15 protein-coding genes and 2 pseudogenes are annotated in these 17978 nt (G+C 60.9%); 8 read left to right on the top strand and 9 right to left on the bottom strand.

What is annotated here, in order from left to right:
- Positions 1-73 precede the first annotated feature (73 nt).
- Together ACO1XS_RS25160 and ACO1XS_RS25155 are read left to right on the top strand one after the other, a co-directional pair.
- Positions 74-592: a sigma-70 family RNA polymerase sigma factor gene (locus ACO1XS_RS25160; RefSeq protein ID WP_331569052.1), complete on the top strand. Its 519-nt coding sequence runs from the start codon at positions 74-76 to the stop codon at positions 590-592.
- Complete coding sequence (locus tag ACO1XS_RS25155) at positions 589-1437, top strand: anti-sigma factor family protein (RefSeq protein WP_331569050.1); 849 nt, start codon at positions 589-591, stop codon at positions 1435-1437. Before ACO1XS_RS25160 ends, ACO1XS_RS25155 begins: the two co-directional genes overlap by 4 nt.
- Before the next feature lie 130 nt (positions 1438-1567).
- Here the strand turns inward: ACO1XS_RS25155 and ACO1XS_RS25150 are convergent.
- A pseudogene (locus tag ACO1XS_RS25150) lies at positions 1568-2251 on the bottom strand (FadR/GntR family transcriptional regulator); the annotation flags it as partial.
- Between the two features lie 246 nt (positions 2252-2497).
- Here ACO1XS_RS25150 and ACO1XS_RS25145 point away from each other — a divergent pair.
- The 3 genes and pseudogenes from ACO1XS_RS25145 to ACO1XS_RS25135 form a co-directional block, all read left to right on the top strand.
- The gene (locus ACO1XS_RS25145) at positions 2498-3826 is read left to right on the top strand and encodes a C4-dicarboxylate transporter DctA (RefSeq protein WP_331569048.1); all 1329 of its coding nucleotides are present in this window, start codon (positions 2498-2500) and stop codon (positions 3824-3826) included.
- A gap of 60 nt (positions 3827-3886) precedes the next feature.
- Positions 3887-4897, top strand: coding sequence for an allantoicase (gene alc, locus ACO1XS_RS25140; protein ID WP_331569046.1), 1011 nt, complete (start codon positions 3887-3889; stop codon positions 4895-4897).
- Positions 4894-5400, top strand: a pseudogene (locus tag ACO1XS_RS25135) (ureidoglycolate lyase); the annotation flags it as partial. The gene alc and the pseudogene ACO1XS_RS25135, both read left to right, overlap by 4 nt.
- Before the next feature lie 47 nt (positions 5401-5447).
- Here ACO1XS_RS25135 and ACO1XS_RS25130 read toward each other — a convergent pair.
- Both ACO1XS_RS25130 and ACO1XS_RS25125 read right to left on the bottom strand, forming a co-directional pair.
- Positions 5448-6758: an MFS transporter gene (locus tag ACO1XS_RS25130; protein ID WP_331569044.1), complete on the bottom strand. Its 1311-nt coding sequence runs from the start codon at positions 6756-6758 to the stop codon at positions 5448-5450.
- Positions 6759-6800: 42 nt separating this feature from the next.
- Positions 6801-7571, bottom strand: a complete 771-nt coding sequence (locus ACO1XS_RS25125; protein ID WP_331569042.1) for a putative hydro-lyase — start codon at positions 7569-7571, stop codon at positions 6801-6803.
- A 304-nt stretch (positions 7572-7875) separates the two neighbouring features.
- Between ACO1XS_RS25125 and ACO1XS_RS25120 the strand changes: the two genes are divergently transcribed.
- Positions 7876-8808 (top strand): LysR family transcriptional regulator, encoded by a 933-nt coding sequence (locus ACO1XS_RS25120; RefSeq protein ID WP_331569040.1) that lies wholly within the window; start codon positions 7876-7878, stop codon positions 8806-8808.
- A 15-nt stretch (positions 8809-8823) separates the two neighbouring features.
- Here ACO1XS_RS25120 and ACO1XS_RS25115 read toward each other — a convergent pair whose 3' ends face one another.
- The gene (locus ACO1XS_RS25115) at positions 8824-9309 is read right to left on the bottom strand and encodes an arsinothricin resistance N-acetyltransferase ArsN1 family B (protein ID WP_440559593.1); all 486 of its coding nucleotides are present in this window, start codon (positions 9307-9309) and stop codon (positions 8824-8826) included.
- Between the two features lie 251 nt (positions 9310-9560).
- Here ACO1XS_RS25115 and ACO1XS_RS25110 point away from each other — a divergent pair, with 251 nt between their 5' ends.
- On the top strand, positions 9561-11000 hold the full coding sequence (locus tag ACO1XS_RS25110) for a sensor domain-containing diguanylate cyclase (RefSeq protein ID WP_486391966.1): 1440 nt from the start codon (positions 9561-9563) through the stop codon (positions 10998-11000).
- 112 nt (positions 11001-11112) lie between these two features.
- Here the strand turns inward: ACO1XS_RS25110 and ACO1XS_RS25105 are convergent, their stop codons facing one another.
- Positions 11113-11274, bottom strand: coding sequence for a DUF1328 family protein (locus ACO1XS_RS25105; RefSeq protein WP_173256962.1), 162 nt, complete (start codon positions 11272-11274; stop codon positions 11113-11115).
- Positions 11275-11599: 325 nt separating this feature from the next.
- Between ACO1XS_RS25105 and ACO1XS_RS25100 the strand changes: the two genes are divergently transcribed.
- The gene (locus ACO1XS_RS25100; protein ID WP_331569034.1) at positions 11600-13516 is read left to right on the top strand and encodes an AAA family ATPase; all 1917 of its coding nucleotides are present in this window, start codon (positions 11600-11602) and stop codon (positions 13514-13516) included.
- A 21-nt stretch (positions 13517-13537) separates the two neighbouring features.
- On the opposite strand, the gene ACO1XS_RS25095 is transcribed toward ACO1XS_RS25100, so the two are convergent.
- The 4 genes from ACO1XS_RS25095 to ACO1XS_RS25080 form a co-directional block, all read right to left on the bottom strand.
- Positions 13538-14836 (bottom strand): DUF445 domain-containing protein, encoded by a 1299-nt coding sequence (locus tag ACO1XS_RS25095; protein ID WP_331569032.1) that lies wholly within the window; start codon positions 14834-14836, stop codon positions 13538-13540.
- Between the two features lie 374 nt (positions 14837-15210).
- A complete protein-coding gene (locus ACO1XS_RS25090) occupies positions 15211-15486 on the bottom strand; it encodes a PAAR domain-containing protein (RefSeq protein ID WP_440559589.1) in 276 nt (91 codons plus the stop codon).
- Positions 15487-15554: 68 nt separating this feature from the next.
- Positions 15555-16124 (bottom strand): hypothetical protein, encoded by a 570-nt coding sequence (locus tag ACO1XS_RS25085; protein WP_486391965.1) that lies wholly within the window; start codon positions 16122-16124, stop codon positions 15555-15557.
- Positions 16124-17978: glycoside hydrolase family 19 protein (locus ACO1XS_RS25080; protein ID WP_486391964.1), on the bottom strand; the 1855-nt coding region annotated here is incomplete at its 5' end. The genes ACO1XS_RS25085 and ACO1XS_RS25080, both read right to left, overlap by 1 nt.

Raw genomic sequence — 17978 nt, 5'->3', positions numbered from 1 at the left:
CGCCGGCGGCGTTTGCCTCGAACAGAACAGGAATCCGAGCCAACATGCCTGAAGCCGCTGACCGGCAAGTCCCATGAACCAACGTGACGAGTTGATGGAGCACATTCCCCGACTGCGGCGGTATGCGCGCGCGCTCATTCACAACCGGGAACTCGCCGACGACCTCGTACAAGACACGCTCGAGCGCGCGCTCGGCCGCCTTCATCAGTTCGAGGCGGGCACCGATTTGCGCGCGTGGCTCTTCACGGTCATGCATAACGTTTTCGCCAGTCAAACCCGGCGGGCCGCATCGCGCGCGCATTACGTCGAGGCCGACGAGCAGCAACTGGGACAAGCCGAATTCGCGGTGCCGGGCGGCCAGTTGCGATCGCTCGAGATGCGCGATCTCGACTATGCGCTTCAGCGGCTGCCGGCAGAGCAACGCGAAGTGGTATTGCTGGTCGGCCTGGAAGAGATGAGCTACGCGGACGTCGCGCTGACGCTCGGCGTGCCGATCGGTACGGTCATGTCCCGACTGTCGCGCGGCCGTGAGCGGTTGCGAAACCTCATGGCAGGCGCTCAGCCCGTCGAAAAGCTGAAGGTGGTGCGATGACCGGTAAAACGAACCCTATCGGTGACGAAGTACTTCACGCGTATGTCGACGGCATGCTGTCGGACGAGGAGCGTGCGCACGTCGACCAGGCGATTGCGCGCGACCCGGCGCTCGCCGCTCGCGTGAACGACTATTTCGCGCTCAATGCGCTGCTTCGCGAGCGCTACGACCGCGTCCTCGGCGAACCGGTACCGAAGCGCCTACGGCCGGCCGCGCTGCAGCGCAGGCGTACAACCGCCAATTGGCCCTGGTTTGCGGGTCTTGCCGCCGCACTGCTGATCGGCATCGGCATCGGGGCGGAAGGCGGCATGCGGTTGGGCTACGAGCGCACCCCATCGGTTGCAGGTTCGAACGAGACAGGCGCCGTTCGAGCCGATGCAAGCCAGACGTTCGCGCGCCGCGCTGCCATCGCGCACGTCGTATACATGCCGACCGTGGAGCGGCCCTCGCAACTCGGTGCGAGCCACGAGCAGGACTTCGTACGATGGCTCTCTGCCAAGCTCGGCACCGACATTCATCCGCCGATATTGTTACGCAGCGGATATGAGCTGATAGGCGGCCGTCTGCTGCATGATGCCGACGGCGAGATGGCAATGTTCATGTATCGAGACGCACAGGGCCGGCGGGTGACGCTATCGATCTCGCACCGAAAGGCGAGCGCCGATACGACGGCTTTCGCGCTGTACCGCGACGGTCCCGTCAATGTCTTTTACTGGGTGGACGGCGATTTCGGTTATGCGATCTCGAGCGGGATCGATCGGCCGGCATTGCTCGCCTTGTCGCACGACGTTCACGAACAGTTGCGCTCACGGCCGTCCGCCGCGAAGCAGCCGAGCCCGGGTTGAAAAGCGCTCCGCGCTGAATCGGCGCGTGCAGCGCCGACTATCGCGACGACGCAACCTTGCCGTTTCGGCGCGGCTCCTTCGCCGCCGCACCGCCGGGGGTCTCGAGGACCGGCGCGGCGCCCGCTCCCGTCGGCACCGGAAAATGGACGCCGGCGCGCTGTGCCGCGGCCACGATATGCGCCTCGATCGCACGCCCCGTGCGGCTGGCGTCGCGCCGCCTCAGCGCCTCGACGATCGCGGTGTGTTCGCGATGCGTCGAGAGCGCGAGCTCCCGTTGATAGAACGGCAGCCGCTGGCTTTCCTGCATGATCTCCGCACTGTTGCGCAATATCGATTCGATGGCCGAATTGCCGGCCAGCGCAACGATCCGCATGTGGAATTCGAAATCGAGCGCGGCCGCCGCCTCGAAATCGCCCTCGACGAGCGCGACGCGCAACGCCTCCACGTTCTGATCCAGCACGGCCAGATCCTCGTCGCCGACGGCGAGAGCCGCCAGCCGCGCAACGAAGCCTTCGAGCGCATAGCGCATCTGATAGGTGTCCGGCAGCGAGACCTGATCGGCGAACCGCCAACGCTGAGTCCGGGCGGCCCGAGCGCGGCTGACATAAACGCCTTTGCCCGCGCGGATCGTCACGAGCCCGAGCGCCTCCAGCGTCGAAAGCGCTTCGCGCAACGAAGCGCGGCTGATTTCGAGTTCCTCCGAGAGCTGTCGCTGGGCAGGCAGCAGACTGCCGACGGGATAAATCCCTTGCTGAATGCGCTCGCGAATCGTGGAGATCGCGGCCTCGGTGACGGTTTGCGGAATGCTGTTCATGCGCGGCGGGTCGGATTTCAGGCGGTCAGACCGGTAGTGTATTACGAGCGGGCAATCGCCGCCGCAACCGCGCGGAGCAACGTTCCGCCGACGGGACCGATTCGAGGCGCGGGTTAACCCCCTTCGATCGGACCTTGACGCTCGCATATTGGGTTTCTAATATCCGCAATAACGAGTCCGGTCTGACCAGTTCGACCAGTCTGGCCACCGCGCCGTTACCGACTCATTATCGAATGGAGGCAGACTGTGTCGCGATTTCTGAATTCCCTTTTCGGGCGCGTGGTCATAGCGCTCATCGCCGGCGTGGCCATCGGTGCGCTGTTCCCGCATGCCGGCGAAGCGCTGCGTCCGCTCGGCGACGGCTTTCTCAAGCTCATCAAGATGGTGGTCGGACCCATCGTCTTTTGCGTGGTGGTGAGCGGCATGGCCAGCGCGGGTGACCTGCGCAAGGTCGGGCGCGTAGGCGGCAAGGCCATCCTCTACTTCGAGGCGATGACGACGATCGCGCTCGTGATCGGCGCATTGCTGGCATGGTTCATCCATCCCGGTGCGGGAATGAATATCGATCTGCGTACGGTCGACGCGAGCGCACTCAACACTTACACGGAGCATGCTAAAAGCCTGAAGGACGTCGGCGGCTTTCTGCTGAAGATCATCCCCGACACGATCGCCGATTCGTTCGCCAAGGGCGACATTCTTCAGGTTCTAGTGTTCTCGGTACTGTTCGGCTCTGCCCTTTCGCTGCTTGGAGACAAGGCGGCACGCGTGTCGGGCTTCATCGACGATCTCGCCAAGGCGCTCTTTTGCGTGATGGGTTTCGTCATCAAGCTCGCACCGCTTGGCGTGCTCGGCGCCATCGCGTTCACGACCGGCAAATACGGCATCACGTCGCTCAAGCAACTGGGTTTGCTCGTCGCCGTCTTCTATCTGAGCTGCATCGTGTTCGTCTGCGTCGTGCTCGGCGTTGCAATGCGTATCGCGGGTTTCAACATCTTCAAGCTGATACGCTACCTCAAAGACGAGCTGTCGATCGTGTTCGGCACCGCATCGTCCGACGCCGTGCTGCCGCAAGTCATGCGTAAGCTCGAATGGCTCGGCATCAAGGATTCGACCGTCGGTCTCGTGATCCCCACGGGCTATTCGTTCAACCTCGACGGGTTTTCGATCTACCTCACGCTGGCCGTTCTCTTCATCGCGCAGGCCACCAACACCCCGCTCTCGATGCACGACCTGATCGTCATCGTGCTCGTGTCGCTGGTGACGTCGAAAGGCGCACACGGCATCCCCGGCTCGGCCATCGTTATCCTCGCCGCGACGCTCTCCGCGATTCCCGCCATACCCGTGCTCGGGCTCGTATTGATCCTGCCCGTCGACTGGTTCGTCGGCATTGCGCGTGCGGTCACGAATCTGATCGGCAATTGCGTTGCCGCAATCGTGGTGGCGGCCTGGGAAAACGACATCGACCGCGCACGCGCCAAGCGCGTGCTGGATGGCGAGTCCGGCCTCGAATTCATACCGCAAGCGCCGTCTGCCGGTGCCGTGCCCCACGCCCCCGCAGCAGCGCGCGCTGGCTGATCGCAGCGATCACCCCCGCCGCTCGGGACCGCTCAACTCTCAGGACATCGACATCCCATCATGGCTATCGTTTCGTTAGACCCGAACGCTCCGGCGTTCACCCGGCGCTATGTCAATCTGGCCGACCCCCGGCTCGGCGCGCAAGCGCTCGAAGCAAGCGACGAGTTCTTTGCGCCCAAGGACCGCATGCTCAACCCCGAGGCCGCCGTATTCATTCCAGGCAAATACGACGACCACGGCAAATGGATGGACGGCTGGGAGACGCGCCGCAAACGTACGACCGGACATGACTGGTGCATCGTCAAACTGGCGCGGCCGGGCATCGTGAAAGGCGTCGATCTCGATACGAGCCATTTCACCGGCAATTTCCCGCCCGCGGCTTCGATCGAGGCGACCTGCACCGAAGGCGAACCGGGATCGTCGAGCGAGTGGGTCGAGATTCTGCCGTCGGTCGCGCTCTCGGGCAATGCGCATCACTATCATGCGATCGAGGCGAACCGCCCGTTCACGCACCTGCGCATCAATCTCTATCCCGATGGCGGCCTCGCACGCCTGCGCGTCTACGGTCAGCCGCAGGTGGACTGGAGCCGGCTTGCGAACACCGATACCGTCAACCTCGCGGCGATGGAGAACGGCGCCCATGTCGTGACGGCGAACAACCAGCACTTCGGGTTCGCCTCGAACATGCTGATGCCGGGACGCGGCGTCAATATGGGCGATGGATGGGAAACGCGCCGCCGTCGCGAACCCGGCAACGACTGGTGCATCGTCGCGCTCGCGCATCCGGGCGAGATTCACCGCATCGAAGTCGATACGGCACACTTCAAGGGCAACTACCCGGACCGCTGCTCGATTCAGGCTGCGTTCGTCACCGGCGGGACCGACGAGTCGCTCGTGACGCAATCGATGTTCTGGCCCGTCCTGCTGCCGGAGCAACGGCTGCAAATGGACGCGAACCATACGTTTGCCGGTGAGATCGTCAACAACGGGCCCGTGACCCATGTGCGATTCAATATCGTGCCCGACGGCGGTGTCTCGCGTCTCAGACTGTTCGGGAGTCCGAAACGATGAAAGTCCTCGAAATCGAGCCGCTCACGCGTGAAGCATTCGCGCCGTTCGGCGACGTCATCGAGCTCGACGGCGCGCGTCGCTTTCCGATCAACGCGGGCACGACCGAGCGTTATCACGATCTCGCCAACATCGATGTCGGCGATTCGGGTGGGCGCGTGCTCGTCAACGTCTTCCGCGCTCAGCCGTTTCGCTTTCCGATCGAGATTCGGATGATGGAGCGCCATCCGCTCGGCTCGCAGGCATTCATCCCGATTGGCGATGCGCCTTACCTCGTCGTGGTCGCCCCGTGCGGCACGCTCGACGCGGGACAGCTGCGCGCCTTCGTGACGCGCGGCTGGCAAGGCGTCAACTATGCCAAGGGAGTCTGGCACCACCCGTTGCTCGCGCTCGGGGACCGCAGCGACTTCATCGTCATCGATCGCGGCGGGGCAGGTGCCAATTGCGAAGAGGTTCAGTTGAGCGAGCCTTGGACGATTCCGGATGCAGTTGATGCAGTTACTGCGCTTGACGCGCCGCACTTGGAGCAGGCGTCGAGCCTGCCCGAACACGCTCAGGTCTCGAGCGCCGCCCCGCGTGTTTCCGGCAACGTGATCGCAGCGAGTACGACGACGCCGTAGGCGATCGCCGCGAATACGCCGATGGCCGAGCCAAGCGACATCGTCTGCGCGACGAGCCCGATCAGGAACGGGAACGTCGCGCCGACGGCGCGGCCGAAGTTGTAGCAAAACCCCTGGCCGGAGCCGCGAATACGCGTTGGAAAGAGCTCGGTCATGAATGCGCCCATGCCGGCGAACAACCCCGACGCGAAAAAGCCGAGCGGGAACCCTAGCACCAGCAGCACTTCGTTGTTCATCGGAACGCGCGTATAGACGAGCGCGATCAGCATCGACGCCACCGAGAACAGAATGAACGTCAGGCGCCGGCCGAAGCGGTCGCTCGAAAGCGCACCGCACAGATAGCCAGCGTAGGACCCGGCAATGACGACGGCGAGATATCCGCCGGTGCCGACCACGCTCAGATGCTGCTCGGTTTTGAGCCAGGTGGGCAGCCACGTCGTGATGGCGTAGTAGCCGCCTTGCGCGCCCGTTGCCAGTACCGCCACGCGCAGCGTCGTGAACCAGACTCCGCCGCCGAAGATTTCGAGGAACGAGGTGCGCTGGCCTTCGGCCGCTTCACGTTGCTGTTGCTGGCGGTGAATTTCCGGTTCGTCGACGAGCCGGCGGATCAGGATGACGAATGGCGCCGGCAGCACGCCGAGGGCGAACAGCACGCGCCACGCCGTATCGGCCGGCATCAGCGAAAAAACCAGCGTATAAAGCCCGGCCGACACCGCCCAGCCGATGGCCCATCCCGCCTGCACCATGCCGACCGCCTTGCCGCGATCGCGCGGGCGAATGATTTCGCCGATGAGCACCGCGCCCGCCGTCCATTCACCGCCGAAACCGAAACCCATCAAGCCGCGCGCAACGAGCAATTGCGTGTAGTTTTGCGTCAACGAACACATCAGCGTGAAAAAGGCGAACCACACGATCGTGATCTGCAACGTCCTCACGCGGCCGATGCGATCCGACAGAATGCCCGCGATCCATCCGCCGAGGGCCGACGTGAGCAACGTCACGGTGCCGATGAGCCCTGCTTCGCCTTTGGTCAGCCCCCAGCTTGCGATCAGCGCCGGGATCACGAAGCTGAGAAACTGCGTGTCCATCGCGTCGAGCGCGTAACCGATCTTGCAGCTCCAAAAGGCGCGACGTTCGCCTCGGCTCGTGTGTGCATACCAGCCGAAGAGGCCTGGTGAGGCGGGCAAAGGCGCCTCGGGCTCCGGGACCGGTGCGCTACCGGCGTAGTGGGCTTCCGTAGTCATGACAGCTTCTCCGAACAATCAGCTTGATGGTGGCGTATCGGCTCACAGGATCGCGAGCGATGCATTGGGGATATCGGTCACGAGCATGTGCCCGGGCCTGTGTGCGATCGCGAACGGCAGCCGTGCGCTTTCGATCGCGCTTTGCGGGGTGACGCCGCATGCCCAGAAGAGCGGCAATTCGTGTTCGCGAACGGTGACGGCATCGCCGAAGTCCGGACGGCTCAAGTCGTCGATGCCGATGGCCGCCGGGCTGCCGATATGCACGGGCGCGCCGTGCACGCCCGGAAAACGGCTCGTGATCTGCACCGCCCTCACCGCATGCGCTCCGCTCATCGGCCGCATCGAAACGACCAACTGCCCGCCGAACGGGCCCGCGGGCTGGTTGGCAATCGACGTGCGATACATCGGCACGTTGACGTTTTCCTCGATATGCCGCAAGGGAATCCGGTCCGACGCCAGTATCTGCTCGAATGAAAACGAACAGCCGATGGCGAAGACGACGAGATCGCTGCGCCAATGCTCGACGATGTCGCGCGGCTGCTCGGTCAGGACGCCATCGCGATAGACGTTGTAACCCGGTACGTCGGTACGGACATCGACGTCGCGCCCGAGGGCCGGCAGATGCCCTTGTCCGGGCTCGCCGACTGCGAGCAGCGGACAAGCCTTGGGATTGCGCTGACAAAAACGCAGAAAGTCTTCGGCATAGGCTTTCGGCAGGATAGCGAGGTTCGCCTGGGCGTACTCGCCGCAATGGCCTGCCGTCGGTCCGTGGAACCGCCGGGTGCGGACCTGCTGGCGGAATTCGTATGGCATGGAGATCTCGTGGTCGCGAAGCATGAAACGCAGCGTATGCGCGTCAAAATCGACGCGCCAGCGAATATTTGTGATCGTTTCCGTTTAGGAAAACTTAACGGAAGTATCAGGGTCTTCCCGGATGGATTGCCGATGAGTCAAACCCAGTCGCAGCGTTGATCCTGCTCTGGTCTCCAATGCTGACAAGGCAAGGCACCCTTCTTTGCAACGTTCGACGCATGCGGTCGGCGGGAATATCGGCTTCAGACCAGCCCGCCTTCGATGCACGGTCTTTGTCGATTTTTGGCGCATTCATAATGCAACAATGAACACCCGCTTTCTTGAAACCTTCGTTACGCTCGCTCAGCTCGAGAGCTTCAGAGCGACCGCGCGGGCGTTGCACGCCACGCCCGCCGCGATTTCGCTACGGATTCGCTCGCTGGAAGACGAACTCAAATGCGAACTCGTCGATCGCAGCACGCCGAAGTTCCGCCTGACGCCAGCCGGGGTCGGCCTGCTCGGCTTGGCAGCGAATGTGGTCGACGCGGTGCGCGCGTTGCGGGAGGCGGCGGGACAGAAAGTGGTGGTGGGCGGCAAGTTGCGGCTTGGCGTGATCGAAACGGTCGTGCATAGCTGGCTCGCGCACTACATCGCGCATTTGAACGCCCATTTCCCGAAGCTGGAAATCGACCTGACCGTCGATACGAGTGCCGTGTTGCAACGGCGCCTGCTCAGCGGCGAGCTGGATCTTGCGATTCGCGTGGAGGGTATCGATAGCACGAAGGTCGTGTCGAGCGCCGTTGCAAGCTATCCGGTTCGTTGGATCGCACGCCGCGGGCTGCTTTCACCGCGCAAATCGGGGCTTGCGCTGCGTGTGCTCAAACGTCCGTTGCTGACGTTCGGTCGCGGCACGGCCCCGCAGGTCGCACTCGAAAGCATCGTTCATGCGCTCGCGCGGGAACACGGGATAGCTCAGGAAACGACGCGCATCACGTGCTCGCCATCGGTTGCCGCGATCGTCCAGCTGATTCGCGACGGCTATGGGGTGGCCGCCATCCCACGACTTTTCGTTGCCGACGCGCTGCGCAGCGGCGAATTCGTCGAATTGCCGCTGACGCCGATGCCCCCACCGATCGTCGTCTCGCTGTGCCGGCCGGTGGATGCCAGCGTGACAGTCAACGCCGCTGTCAACGCTGCCCAGGATGCGTGCTCCACCTATTGCCGATCGTTTGCGAAGGATCTGATCGAGCCGCTTTGATCGGCAGGCCCGGCCTCACAGAACGAGTTGCCAGTACCCCACGTCGACCCAGCGCCCGAACTTGAACCCTACCTGCTCGAAGTGCGCGACTTTCCGGAAGCCGAAGCGTTCGTGGAGCGCTTGACTTCCCTCGTTCGGCAACGCTATGCCACCGATGACGACATGCGTGGTGCCCTCGCGCAATCGAGCGATCAGCGCCTCGTAGAGTTCGACACCGATGCCCTGCCCCGTATGCCCCGCGGCGACGTAGACGGAACTTTCGACGGAAAACCGGTACGCGCAGCGGCCCTTCCACTTGCTTGCGTAGGCGTAACCGACAACCTGACCGGCTCGCTCGGCGATCACCCAGGGCAGACCGGCCTCGGTCACTTCGAGGATGCGGGAACGCATCGCCTCCGCGGAAACGAACTCAGTCTCGAACGAGATGATCGTGTTCTCCACGTAATGGTTGTAGAGACTGGCGATCGACGCCGCATCTTCCGGTGTTGCCGAGCGAATCAAGTCAGTTCTCCTTGGCGGTTGCTGTTATTGCCGATAACGCTGAATTATCTACTCGGCAGTTGATGTGCGGGGAAAGGTTTCAGGCATCAAGTTTCCCGCATATCGGCCGTTATCGGCGTTATGGGTGCTTGCCGATGCGACGAACCCAGTCCGGCATAATATGACATCCAAATTTTCATCGCAGCTCGCACGCCACGGTTCGGTTCCCGACAGCCTGCGTTTCACTGCTCCGTGCTAGCCCGGACCGGACTATGGAAGTCACGCTCATTCATTTGACCGCTGCGAAGCGGCACCGTTTTGCGGCCGCCATCGCGGCGACCGTCCTGATTTGCGCCGCGCTGTTCGTCTGGCCGCACGCGAAGGCTCAAGCCATCGTCGTGCAGCCGTTCATGCCCATCTTCGCGACGTCGGTGACGCTCACGGCAGCGCTGACCGCTTTTTTACTCTGGACGCAATACCGAGCATCGCGACGGTTCGTATTCGCAGTGCTCGCGAGCGCCTACGCATTCGCGAGCATCAGCGCGGCCATTCATTTGATCGTCTTCCCGGGGGTGTTTTCGGGCACGGGCCTGCTTGGCGCCGGACGACAAACCTCCATCTGGATCTGGCTGCTCTGGCATGGAGGATTTCCACTGTTGGTCACACTCGCGCTGGCGGCGCGATGGCGGCCGCCGATCGACGCTCGCTCGGAACACCGGCGTGGCGCCCTCGCACTCGTCGCATCGGTCTCGCTATCGATCGCATTGTCGGCGCTAGCCATCGTGGAGCATGGCCGGCTGCCGGATCTGGTTTCAAGCACGCAGTACTACCGGCATCTGACGCCCGGCCCCGCGCTGCTCATCGTCGAAGCGGTCTGCGCGGGCGCACTCGTCACGCACGCCATGGTCACGCGGCTAAAAACGTCGATGGATTTGTGGCTTGCCATCGCACTGCTTGCGGAGCTCATCGACGTAACGTTGACGCTCGCGGCGGGAGCGCGGTACAGCGTCGGCTGGTATGCGGCGCGCCTCGCATCGATGGCATCGGCCAGCGCGCTCCTGGGCATGCTGATGTACGAGACCAGCGGACTGTATAGAAAATTGGCCGAGGCACATCGTGCACTCAAAGAATCGTCGGTGCGTGACGGGCTCACAGGCTTGCTCAACCGGGCGTATTTCGACGAGCGCTATCGCCGTGAATTCGCGCTTGCGGCCGAGTCTGATCGTCCGCTCGGCGTCCTGCTCGTCGATGTCGATCATTTCAAGGCGTATAACGACGCGTTCGGACATCTGGCCGGCGACGAATGCCTGCGGCGAGTCGCGCAGGCGCTTGACGCGCAATTGCGGTATCCCGCCGGTTTCATCGCGCGATACGGCGGAGAGGAATTCATGGCCGTGCTGCCGGACTGCGATCGGCAAACCGGCCTGGCCATCGCGGAGCGCTTGCGCCGCGCGATCGCGGATCTGCAGTTGCCCGCGCCTTCCAAAAACTCGCCGTATGTCACGGTGTCGATCGGGCATGCGTCGAGTCAGTTTCTATGCGGTGCCAGACCGCAAGCGTTGCTCGCCCATGCCGACGCCGCGCTCTATCGAGCGAAGGCCGGCGGACGGAACCGGGTGGAAGACCAAAACGGCGCGCGATTGCCCATGCCATCCGGCTCTCAGACGACGACCGACTCCAGCGAGGCGATGCACTCCCGCGTGGAGTCATGAGGGGTGGCGGCCGCCGCGTGCGCTTGGCGCTGCGGCGCTGACTCCGGCGGCTGGGTAACCGCCGGAGTCAGCTCGCAGCAGCGCAAAAACTGCCTGGCTCAGCTTGCTCCCGTCACCGTCGCACGAGTCCCATGATCAGCGTCACGAGGAAGATGACGACGAAGACGAAGAACAGGATCTTGGCGATACTCGCCGCGCCTGCCGCGATGCCGCCGAAGCCGAATGCAGCGGCAATGACCGCGATGATGAAGAATACGAGAGCGTAATACAGCATGATCTGACCTCCGTTGGCTGTTGCGGGTCGTGCGCCCAAGCTGCACGCATCGCTTTTCCTCAAGCAAGCGACGTACCGCATATGCTCCGCCCCCGCTCCGCCCCGGCTGATACAGGACAGTCCAAGGTCGCTCCGGCCCCCGCTCATTGCTCGAATCCCGGGAATAACGGCAAATTTGGCCTTTCCTTGCCTTTTGGTTATATGCAAACCACAGGCATAATGCGACTGGTGCACTGCACTGAATAGGGGTCGCATAATAGTTACGTTTTTCCTCCTACTTAATTGCGCCGCCTTATAGACCACGACCCCGTTTTAGGAAACTTGCATGAAACCGGCAAAGAATTCGCCGCGCGCCCGAATCGTCCGATATATGGTCTTTGGCGCAATCTCCATAGCTATCGCGGTAATCACAGCATTCGGCTATCTGCGCTATGAGCAGCGCGGCGGCGCGACGCATCCGGCGCTGACCGGCATCGCCCTCCAGATGCGACACGATCCCGCAGCCTGGACGCGGCAAGAGCGGGACGCATCGGAAATGCTGCGCGACATTCGCGAGGAGAAGGTTGCCGCAATAGGTGTGAGCCGTGACGCGATTCTGGTGTCGACGCAAACGGGGGCTAAATACTTCGTGACCGATCACAATGGCGCGTTTTCAAATGCGCTGTTGCTCGGCGAAATGAAAGCGGGCGCCGATGCGCCTTATCAACTGGTCTGGCTGCCCGACGCGAACGTCCAAACCGGAATGGCTCGCTGGGCTGCCGTATTCGACAAGATTCGCGACCTCATTACCCTTTTGATGCCCCTGATGTTGATCGGCGGCCTCTTCTGGTTCATGCGCCGAGAAATGACGGGCGGCGCACAATTGCTCGAAGAGTCGCCGACATTGCGCTTCGAGGACGTCATCGGCGCCGGCGAAGCAAAAGCCGCACTGGCGGACGTTCAGTCGTATCTGACCGACCCGGCGCGATTCACCGATATGGGCGTGCGCGCCCCCTGCGGCATTCTGATGACGGGCGGCCCTGGCGTCGGCAAAACACGCTTGGCGCAAGCGCTCGCGGGCGAATGCGGCGCAAGCTTCATCTCGATCACCGGCAGCTATTTCAGCGCGAAGTATTACGGTGTCGGTATTCAGAAGGTCAAGCATCTGTTCGAGCTGGCGCGTAAAAACGCGCCCACCGTCATCTTCATCGACGAAGCCGACGGCCTAGGCAAGCGCACCGATACCGGCGGCGGGCCGGCCGAAGCGGAAAGCAACCGCATCGTCAATCAGTTGCTGGCGGAAATGGATGGCTTCGCATCCAACCAGGGGGTGATCGTCGTCGCCGCGAGCAATCATCCCGAGAACCTCGACGAAGCGTTGCGCCGGCCCGGCCGGTTCGATCGCACAGTACAAGTGCGCCTGCCGGATCTCGAAGACCGCGCGGAGATTCTCCGCTTTTATGCGGCGAAGCTGACGTCCAAGGCGAACGATATCGACTTCGGGCAATTGGCCCGGCTGACGACGGGGCTTTCGCCCGCCACGCTGGCGATGATCGTCAACCAAGCGGGCCTGGTCGCTCGCAAAGCTGGCGCGAGCACCATTACGGCCGCGCATTTCATCGAAGCCATCAAGATCGCGCGCATCGGCGACGTCAGCGGCGCGGAACGCGCACTGTCGGAAGAAGAACGTACGCGTATTGCCGTTCACGAAGCGGGGCACGGTCTGGTGGCGGCTCTGCTCCATACCGGCGTGCTCGAGGAAATCACGATTTTGCCGCGGGGCGGCGCACTCGGCGTGGCACTGGTCACGAAAGCGCAAGACAAGCACCTCTATCGCGAGACGGAGATGCGCAACGAAATCCAGGTGCTGCTCGGCGGACGTAACGCGGAGTTGCTGGTGTTCTCCGAAGCGTCGAGCGGCGCCGCGCAGGATTTGCAGGAAGCTTCGCGGATCGGGCTCGACATGGTGTCGAAGTTCGGCTTCAACGCCGACGGAAACCTGTTCAGCCTCGCGGCGCTGCCGGCTCAATACGCGGGCTTGCAGCTCAAGAATGCGATCGAACACGCGAACGTTCTGCTGCGGGAGCTCGACGATGCATGCCAGGCGTTGTTGCGCGCCAACGAACCGGTATTGCGGGCCATCGCCGAGCGCCTGCTCGAATCCGAAACGGTATCGGGCGACACGGTCGAACAACTGATTCGCGAGCATGCCGCGGCCTCGAGCCCCAGCATGCATCTCGCTCAGGAGCCGGCCGCGGCGTAAGGTCTTGCCCGCCCACCGAACTCACTGCAGCCATACGGTCAGCAGATGAATCGCGAGCCCAACGCAGCCTCCGACGAGCGTTCCATTCAGGCGAATGAACTGCAGGTCGCGGCCGATGTTGAGCTCGAGCTTCTCGACGACCTCATGTTCTTTCCATTCCTTCATCTTGCTCGCGATGAACACGCCCAGCTTCGGCCGGAAACGATCGAGCAGACGCGGCACCTGCAGCAGAATCTGCTCGTTGACGACCTGCTGCATTCCCGCATCGTCCGCGAACGCGGCACCGAACGCGCTCACGGCACCCGACAGCCTTGCCCGAATGGCCGACTGACCGCTCGCAATATCCGCGCGCAGCCAGGCGTTGAAATCTCGCCATAGCCCATCGATATAGTCGGTCAGCACTTCATTAGCGGCCAGTTGACGCTGATAGGCGCGAATTTGATCGCGAAACGCGGGATCGTCTTTCAGTCTCGCGATCAATCGCCATACCGCCCGGTCGAATTCGGCGCGCAGCGGATGATCCGCATTCCGATCGACTTCGTCCAGCAGTTTGCCGAGAAAATCGAGCAGCTTCTCGATCGCATAGTTCGCTGTCGAATCCTTCCATGACTTGAAATAGAGCGGAATTTTGTCCGCCAGGAATTCGGCCACCCGATGCTTGATGCTTTCGTCGTTCAGATACTTGCTCGTTGCCGTGAGCATCTGATCGAGCACGGCCTGGTGCCGGCCGTCGTGCGTGAGCGCTTGAAGGATTTGCCCCGCCAATGTCGATAAATCGATATCCGCGAACTTGTCCGCCACCGTCTTTCTCAGGAACGCGCGCACCTTGGCGTTGTCGAGCAGCGTCAAGCCGTAGCTCAACAGTTTGACGGCACCCGAACCGATGAGATCCGCGTTCTTTTCGTCGGCCAGCCATTGTGCCGCTCTCGCCGCCGGATCGACGGCCCGGATCACGTTCGTCACACGCTCCGTCGAAAAGAACTCGCCCTGAACGAAATCGCCGAGGTTATCGGCGATGCGATTCTTGTTCTTCGGAATGATTGCCGTATGGGGGATGAACGACAGGCCGAGCGGATGACGAAAAAGCGCCGTCACGGCAAACCAGTCGGCCAAGGCGCCGACCATCGCTGCCTCGGCGAATGCGCCGATGAAGGGCCATGCCGGGCTCGATCGAGCAAAGACGACCGAAACGCCATAGAGCACCGTGACGCCTATCAGCAGTCCCGTGGCAAGCCAACGCATCTGCCTCAGACGCAGGCGCTTGAGCTCGTCCTCGGCGCTCGACAGGCGCGCATAGACCGAATCCGTAGAGATCGACATCGTATTAGCCACTTGGTACGCAAAGGACTTGTTCGAGTTGATGACAGGCGGGCGCAGGCCATCTCGGCCGCAGCGGATGATCGGCTGGCACGAAGTCTTCCAGCTTTACCGTCGCGAACAGCGGTTCTTGCATCTCATCCATTCCGCGCATCGCACTCATCGCCTAGATCTCATCATAAAGGCTGGGCCTCAGAGTAGCCTTGTTGAGCCTCGGCGAAACGCTATACCTCGCCAGCCAGCTTGCTCACCCCATTGTGAAGCGTCCAAAGCGGATAATACGGGTCGCCGAACATCCCCATCGGCGGGCCTCGAACGTGCCGCCTCGGCATCGAGCACTGGCGGTCCTAATATAGCGTCCGCACAGCAGTTCGATCTCAGCCAGTCGAGCATCCAGCGTCCGATCCCGCCTTGACGTGGTTTTTACCGCATGGGCACTGTACGGGATCGTTATCAAGCACACTGGCTCGCCCGTCTTCGTCCATGTCCGTACCGGTCCCCTGGATCGGGTGCTCCCCCGGACAATTACCACACGTGGCCATCTCCTGATCGAGCGCAATACGCCGATCACCATCGAACATAGTCGATGCAGTTGCGATGACCTTGCCACCCGTGGTGGTCGGATCACCGTGGCAGACAGGTGCTTTACTCATCGATGAAAATCCGAAGATCGTTTTTCAAATTATTGATGACATTAAAAATGCCGATCAATACACTTAATTTACTTCACCACAATCGATTTTAAAATGACCCTCGCTTGTTTGGCGGCATTCGATTTCGATCGATGAAGTGATTTTGATCCGATCCAGTAAGTTATAGATAACGTCTTATCACGACTCTCCTCAACCAATTCATAGCAATCACCACCATAGGCTGACGGCCCCTCACTGTCGGTTGCAGGACATGCAGGAAAAGCCTCGTATGCAGCTTCACCAGAATCCACCGCTTTTTTCTTGACAGTCGTTGTCGCGCTAAACAGCATTAGCGACCCATCGCTGCTGTACCAATAAGGTTTGACCGCGCCAGTATCCAAGCCACAATGGCGAAGGTTTGCCTTACAAACGGTCAGGATATCCTCTGCGTCCGAACCCTTCACTTTCAGATAGTAGGTATAGAACCCATCCTCCGTTACCTCTCCGAATCGCACATTCGAATAGCGATTTTCAGGATAAGAAAATATCACATACTCATCGGAGAACACTTTACGAGCCTCCTGAGCACTGCTCTCTGCGCAGCTCACACAGATGGCGATGCACGTCAAACCCCAAACGACTCGACGAATTTTATACATCAATCATCTCCGAAGAACTTATAAAGTCGCAAGGTATGGTGGACTCGATTTTCTTCACCATGAAGTCCGCCATTGATTGCCCTGGTAACTCTTTCAATAATTTGCTCATTCACGCCGGCGTCTGCGTGAAGATTTATTGTGCTCTTGAGATGCGGCAAGCCTCGATTCGGAGTGGCTTCCCAGTACCACGCTCCAGCATCTATCGTGTTGTAAGGAACCGTCAAGAGGATATCCGGCGTCGCAATATCTGGCCTGATCGGATGCGGGTGGTTCCACCAAGACGGAGTGAAAGAGCTCCTCGCCAGCCATCCCCTATAGACCCAATATTCGGCGTAGTTATATTTTCCCGTTAACTGCTTCATGCCTCTTCCCCGAAATTTGTATCCATCTCCAGGAAGATCATTTCCATTTGAATGTGCATAAAGAGAATTACAGGAAGCTTCGCTTCTATGCTCATCCATCCACGCGAGCGTTCTTGACTCTTCGGCTCCTTGCCCTAAGAAATGAGACATTCGCATTGAATTTCTAGTAATCGAATGCTTTTCCATAAGCCGATTCAGGATCACCTTATATCGATTGCGCACATCATCCGACAGAGCATTGGCGGCCTGGTGCAATTGCCCATTGGATTTTTCGACATAAGTATTCGGATAAACTCGTTCTAGTTCATCGGAAGAGAGCCAACGACAATTCCTCATTTGCTTTATGAATCCAGTGACCGGAAGATGCCAGCACTGGTCAGCTGGTGGCAAGTCGACATCGATAATATCCTCCCAAAAGCCTAGAGCGCGCGCATGCTCCATCAGTGTGGAGAAGTCCGAGTCCGACAACGGATTGCTCAACGCTTCGTGTGCGCTCTTCAACCACAGGTACCGATCCGATAGCCCCTCCCTACTCCATTCGGAGGGAAACTTGCAAACAGCGTGAGAAAGACGCTGTTTGACCTTATCCACGCTCAATGCCCCTACCGCGTCGGCATGGGTGACACGTCCAGAATTGTTCACATCTAGCCACTGTTTTACTGTCGGCGAGTCGCACAGACTGTCGGGCGTCGGATCATCCTTGATGAAGCTCCATCCGGCCCACTCAGGAAAATCGGCATCGCTATAAACCCTCACACCGACCATAGACAGGTTGACCCACCCCTCGGCATCTGGCGTGTTGACCTTTCTCCAGTGGTTGAAGCGTGCGCCATTCGGAATCTGGTCACCAATGCAGCGTCCGAACCGGATCATTTCGAAGATGGCGCTTGGCGATGGTGCGATTAGCCCGGTAACGCCTGCGAGGCTGCCGTCGTTATAACGGCTTTGCAGACCGGTAGCCCGTTTGTATAGGTTGTATTCCGCGTCGCTTTCGGTTGCCATTGCTCCAGAAGCGGACCAGTTTCCGCCTGCATCCTGAACATAGGTCGTCAGCATGCAGTCTTTATCGTAACGCATGCGAACCACCAGATCGCAACTGGTTCCGGCCCCTACAATGGAAGACTGTTCGTGGAGACTCCCAACAGCGGCGGCACTGTCGTCGTCACGGTAAGGGTGAGGCTCCTTGGCGAAAATCTTGGCGCCTTGCGGCACAAAGAACCAGATGTCCCCATAGACCGCATCGGTCCGCCCTGTTTGCCCAGCCGGACCGGGCTCTCGTCCGATGATCTTCTTAAGATTCGCTTCGTCGCACACGATCTCGAAGTGAATCTGCGGAAACTGTCCGTAGATCTGGCCGGGAGTGCCCAAGATGTCCTTCCGATAGATCTTCTTGCCCACCGCCAGCGTTGGCATGACGTTTTGCAGATGCATGTACACCGAAAAGAAGGTGATCTTCGCGTTGTCACCCTCGCCAATCTCGGTGTCGTGCCGG

It is taken from the genome of Trinickia sp. (assembly GCF_057351765.1).
This window is presented reverse-complemented; position numbering and strand designations above follow the sequence as displayed.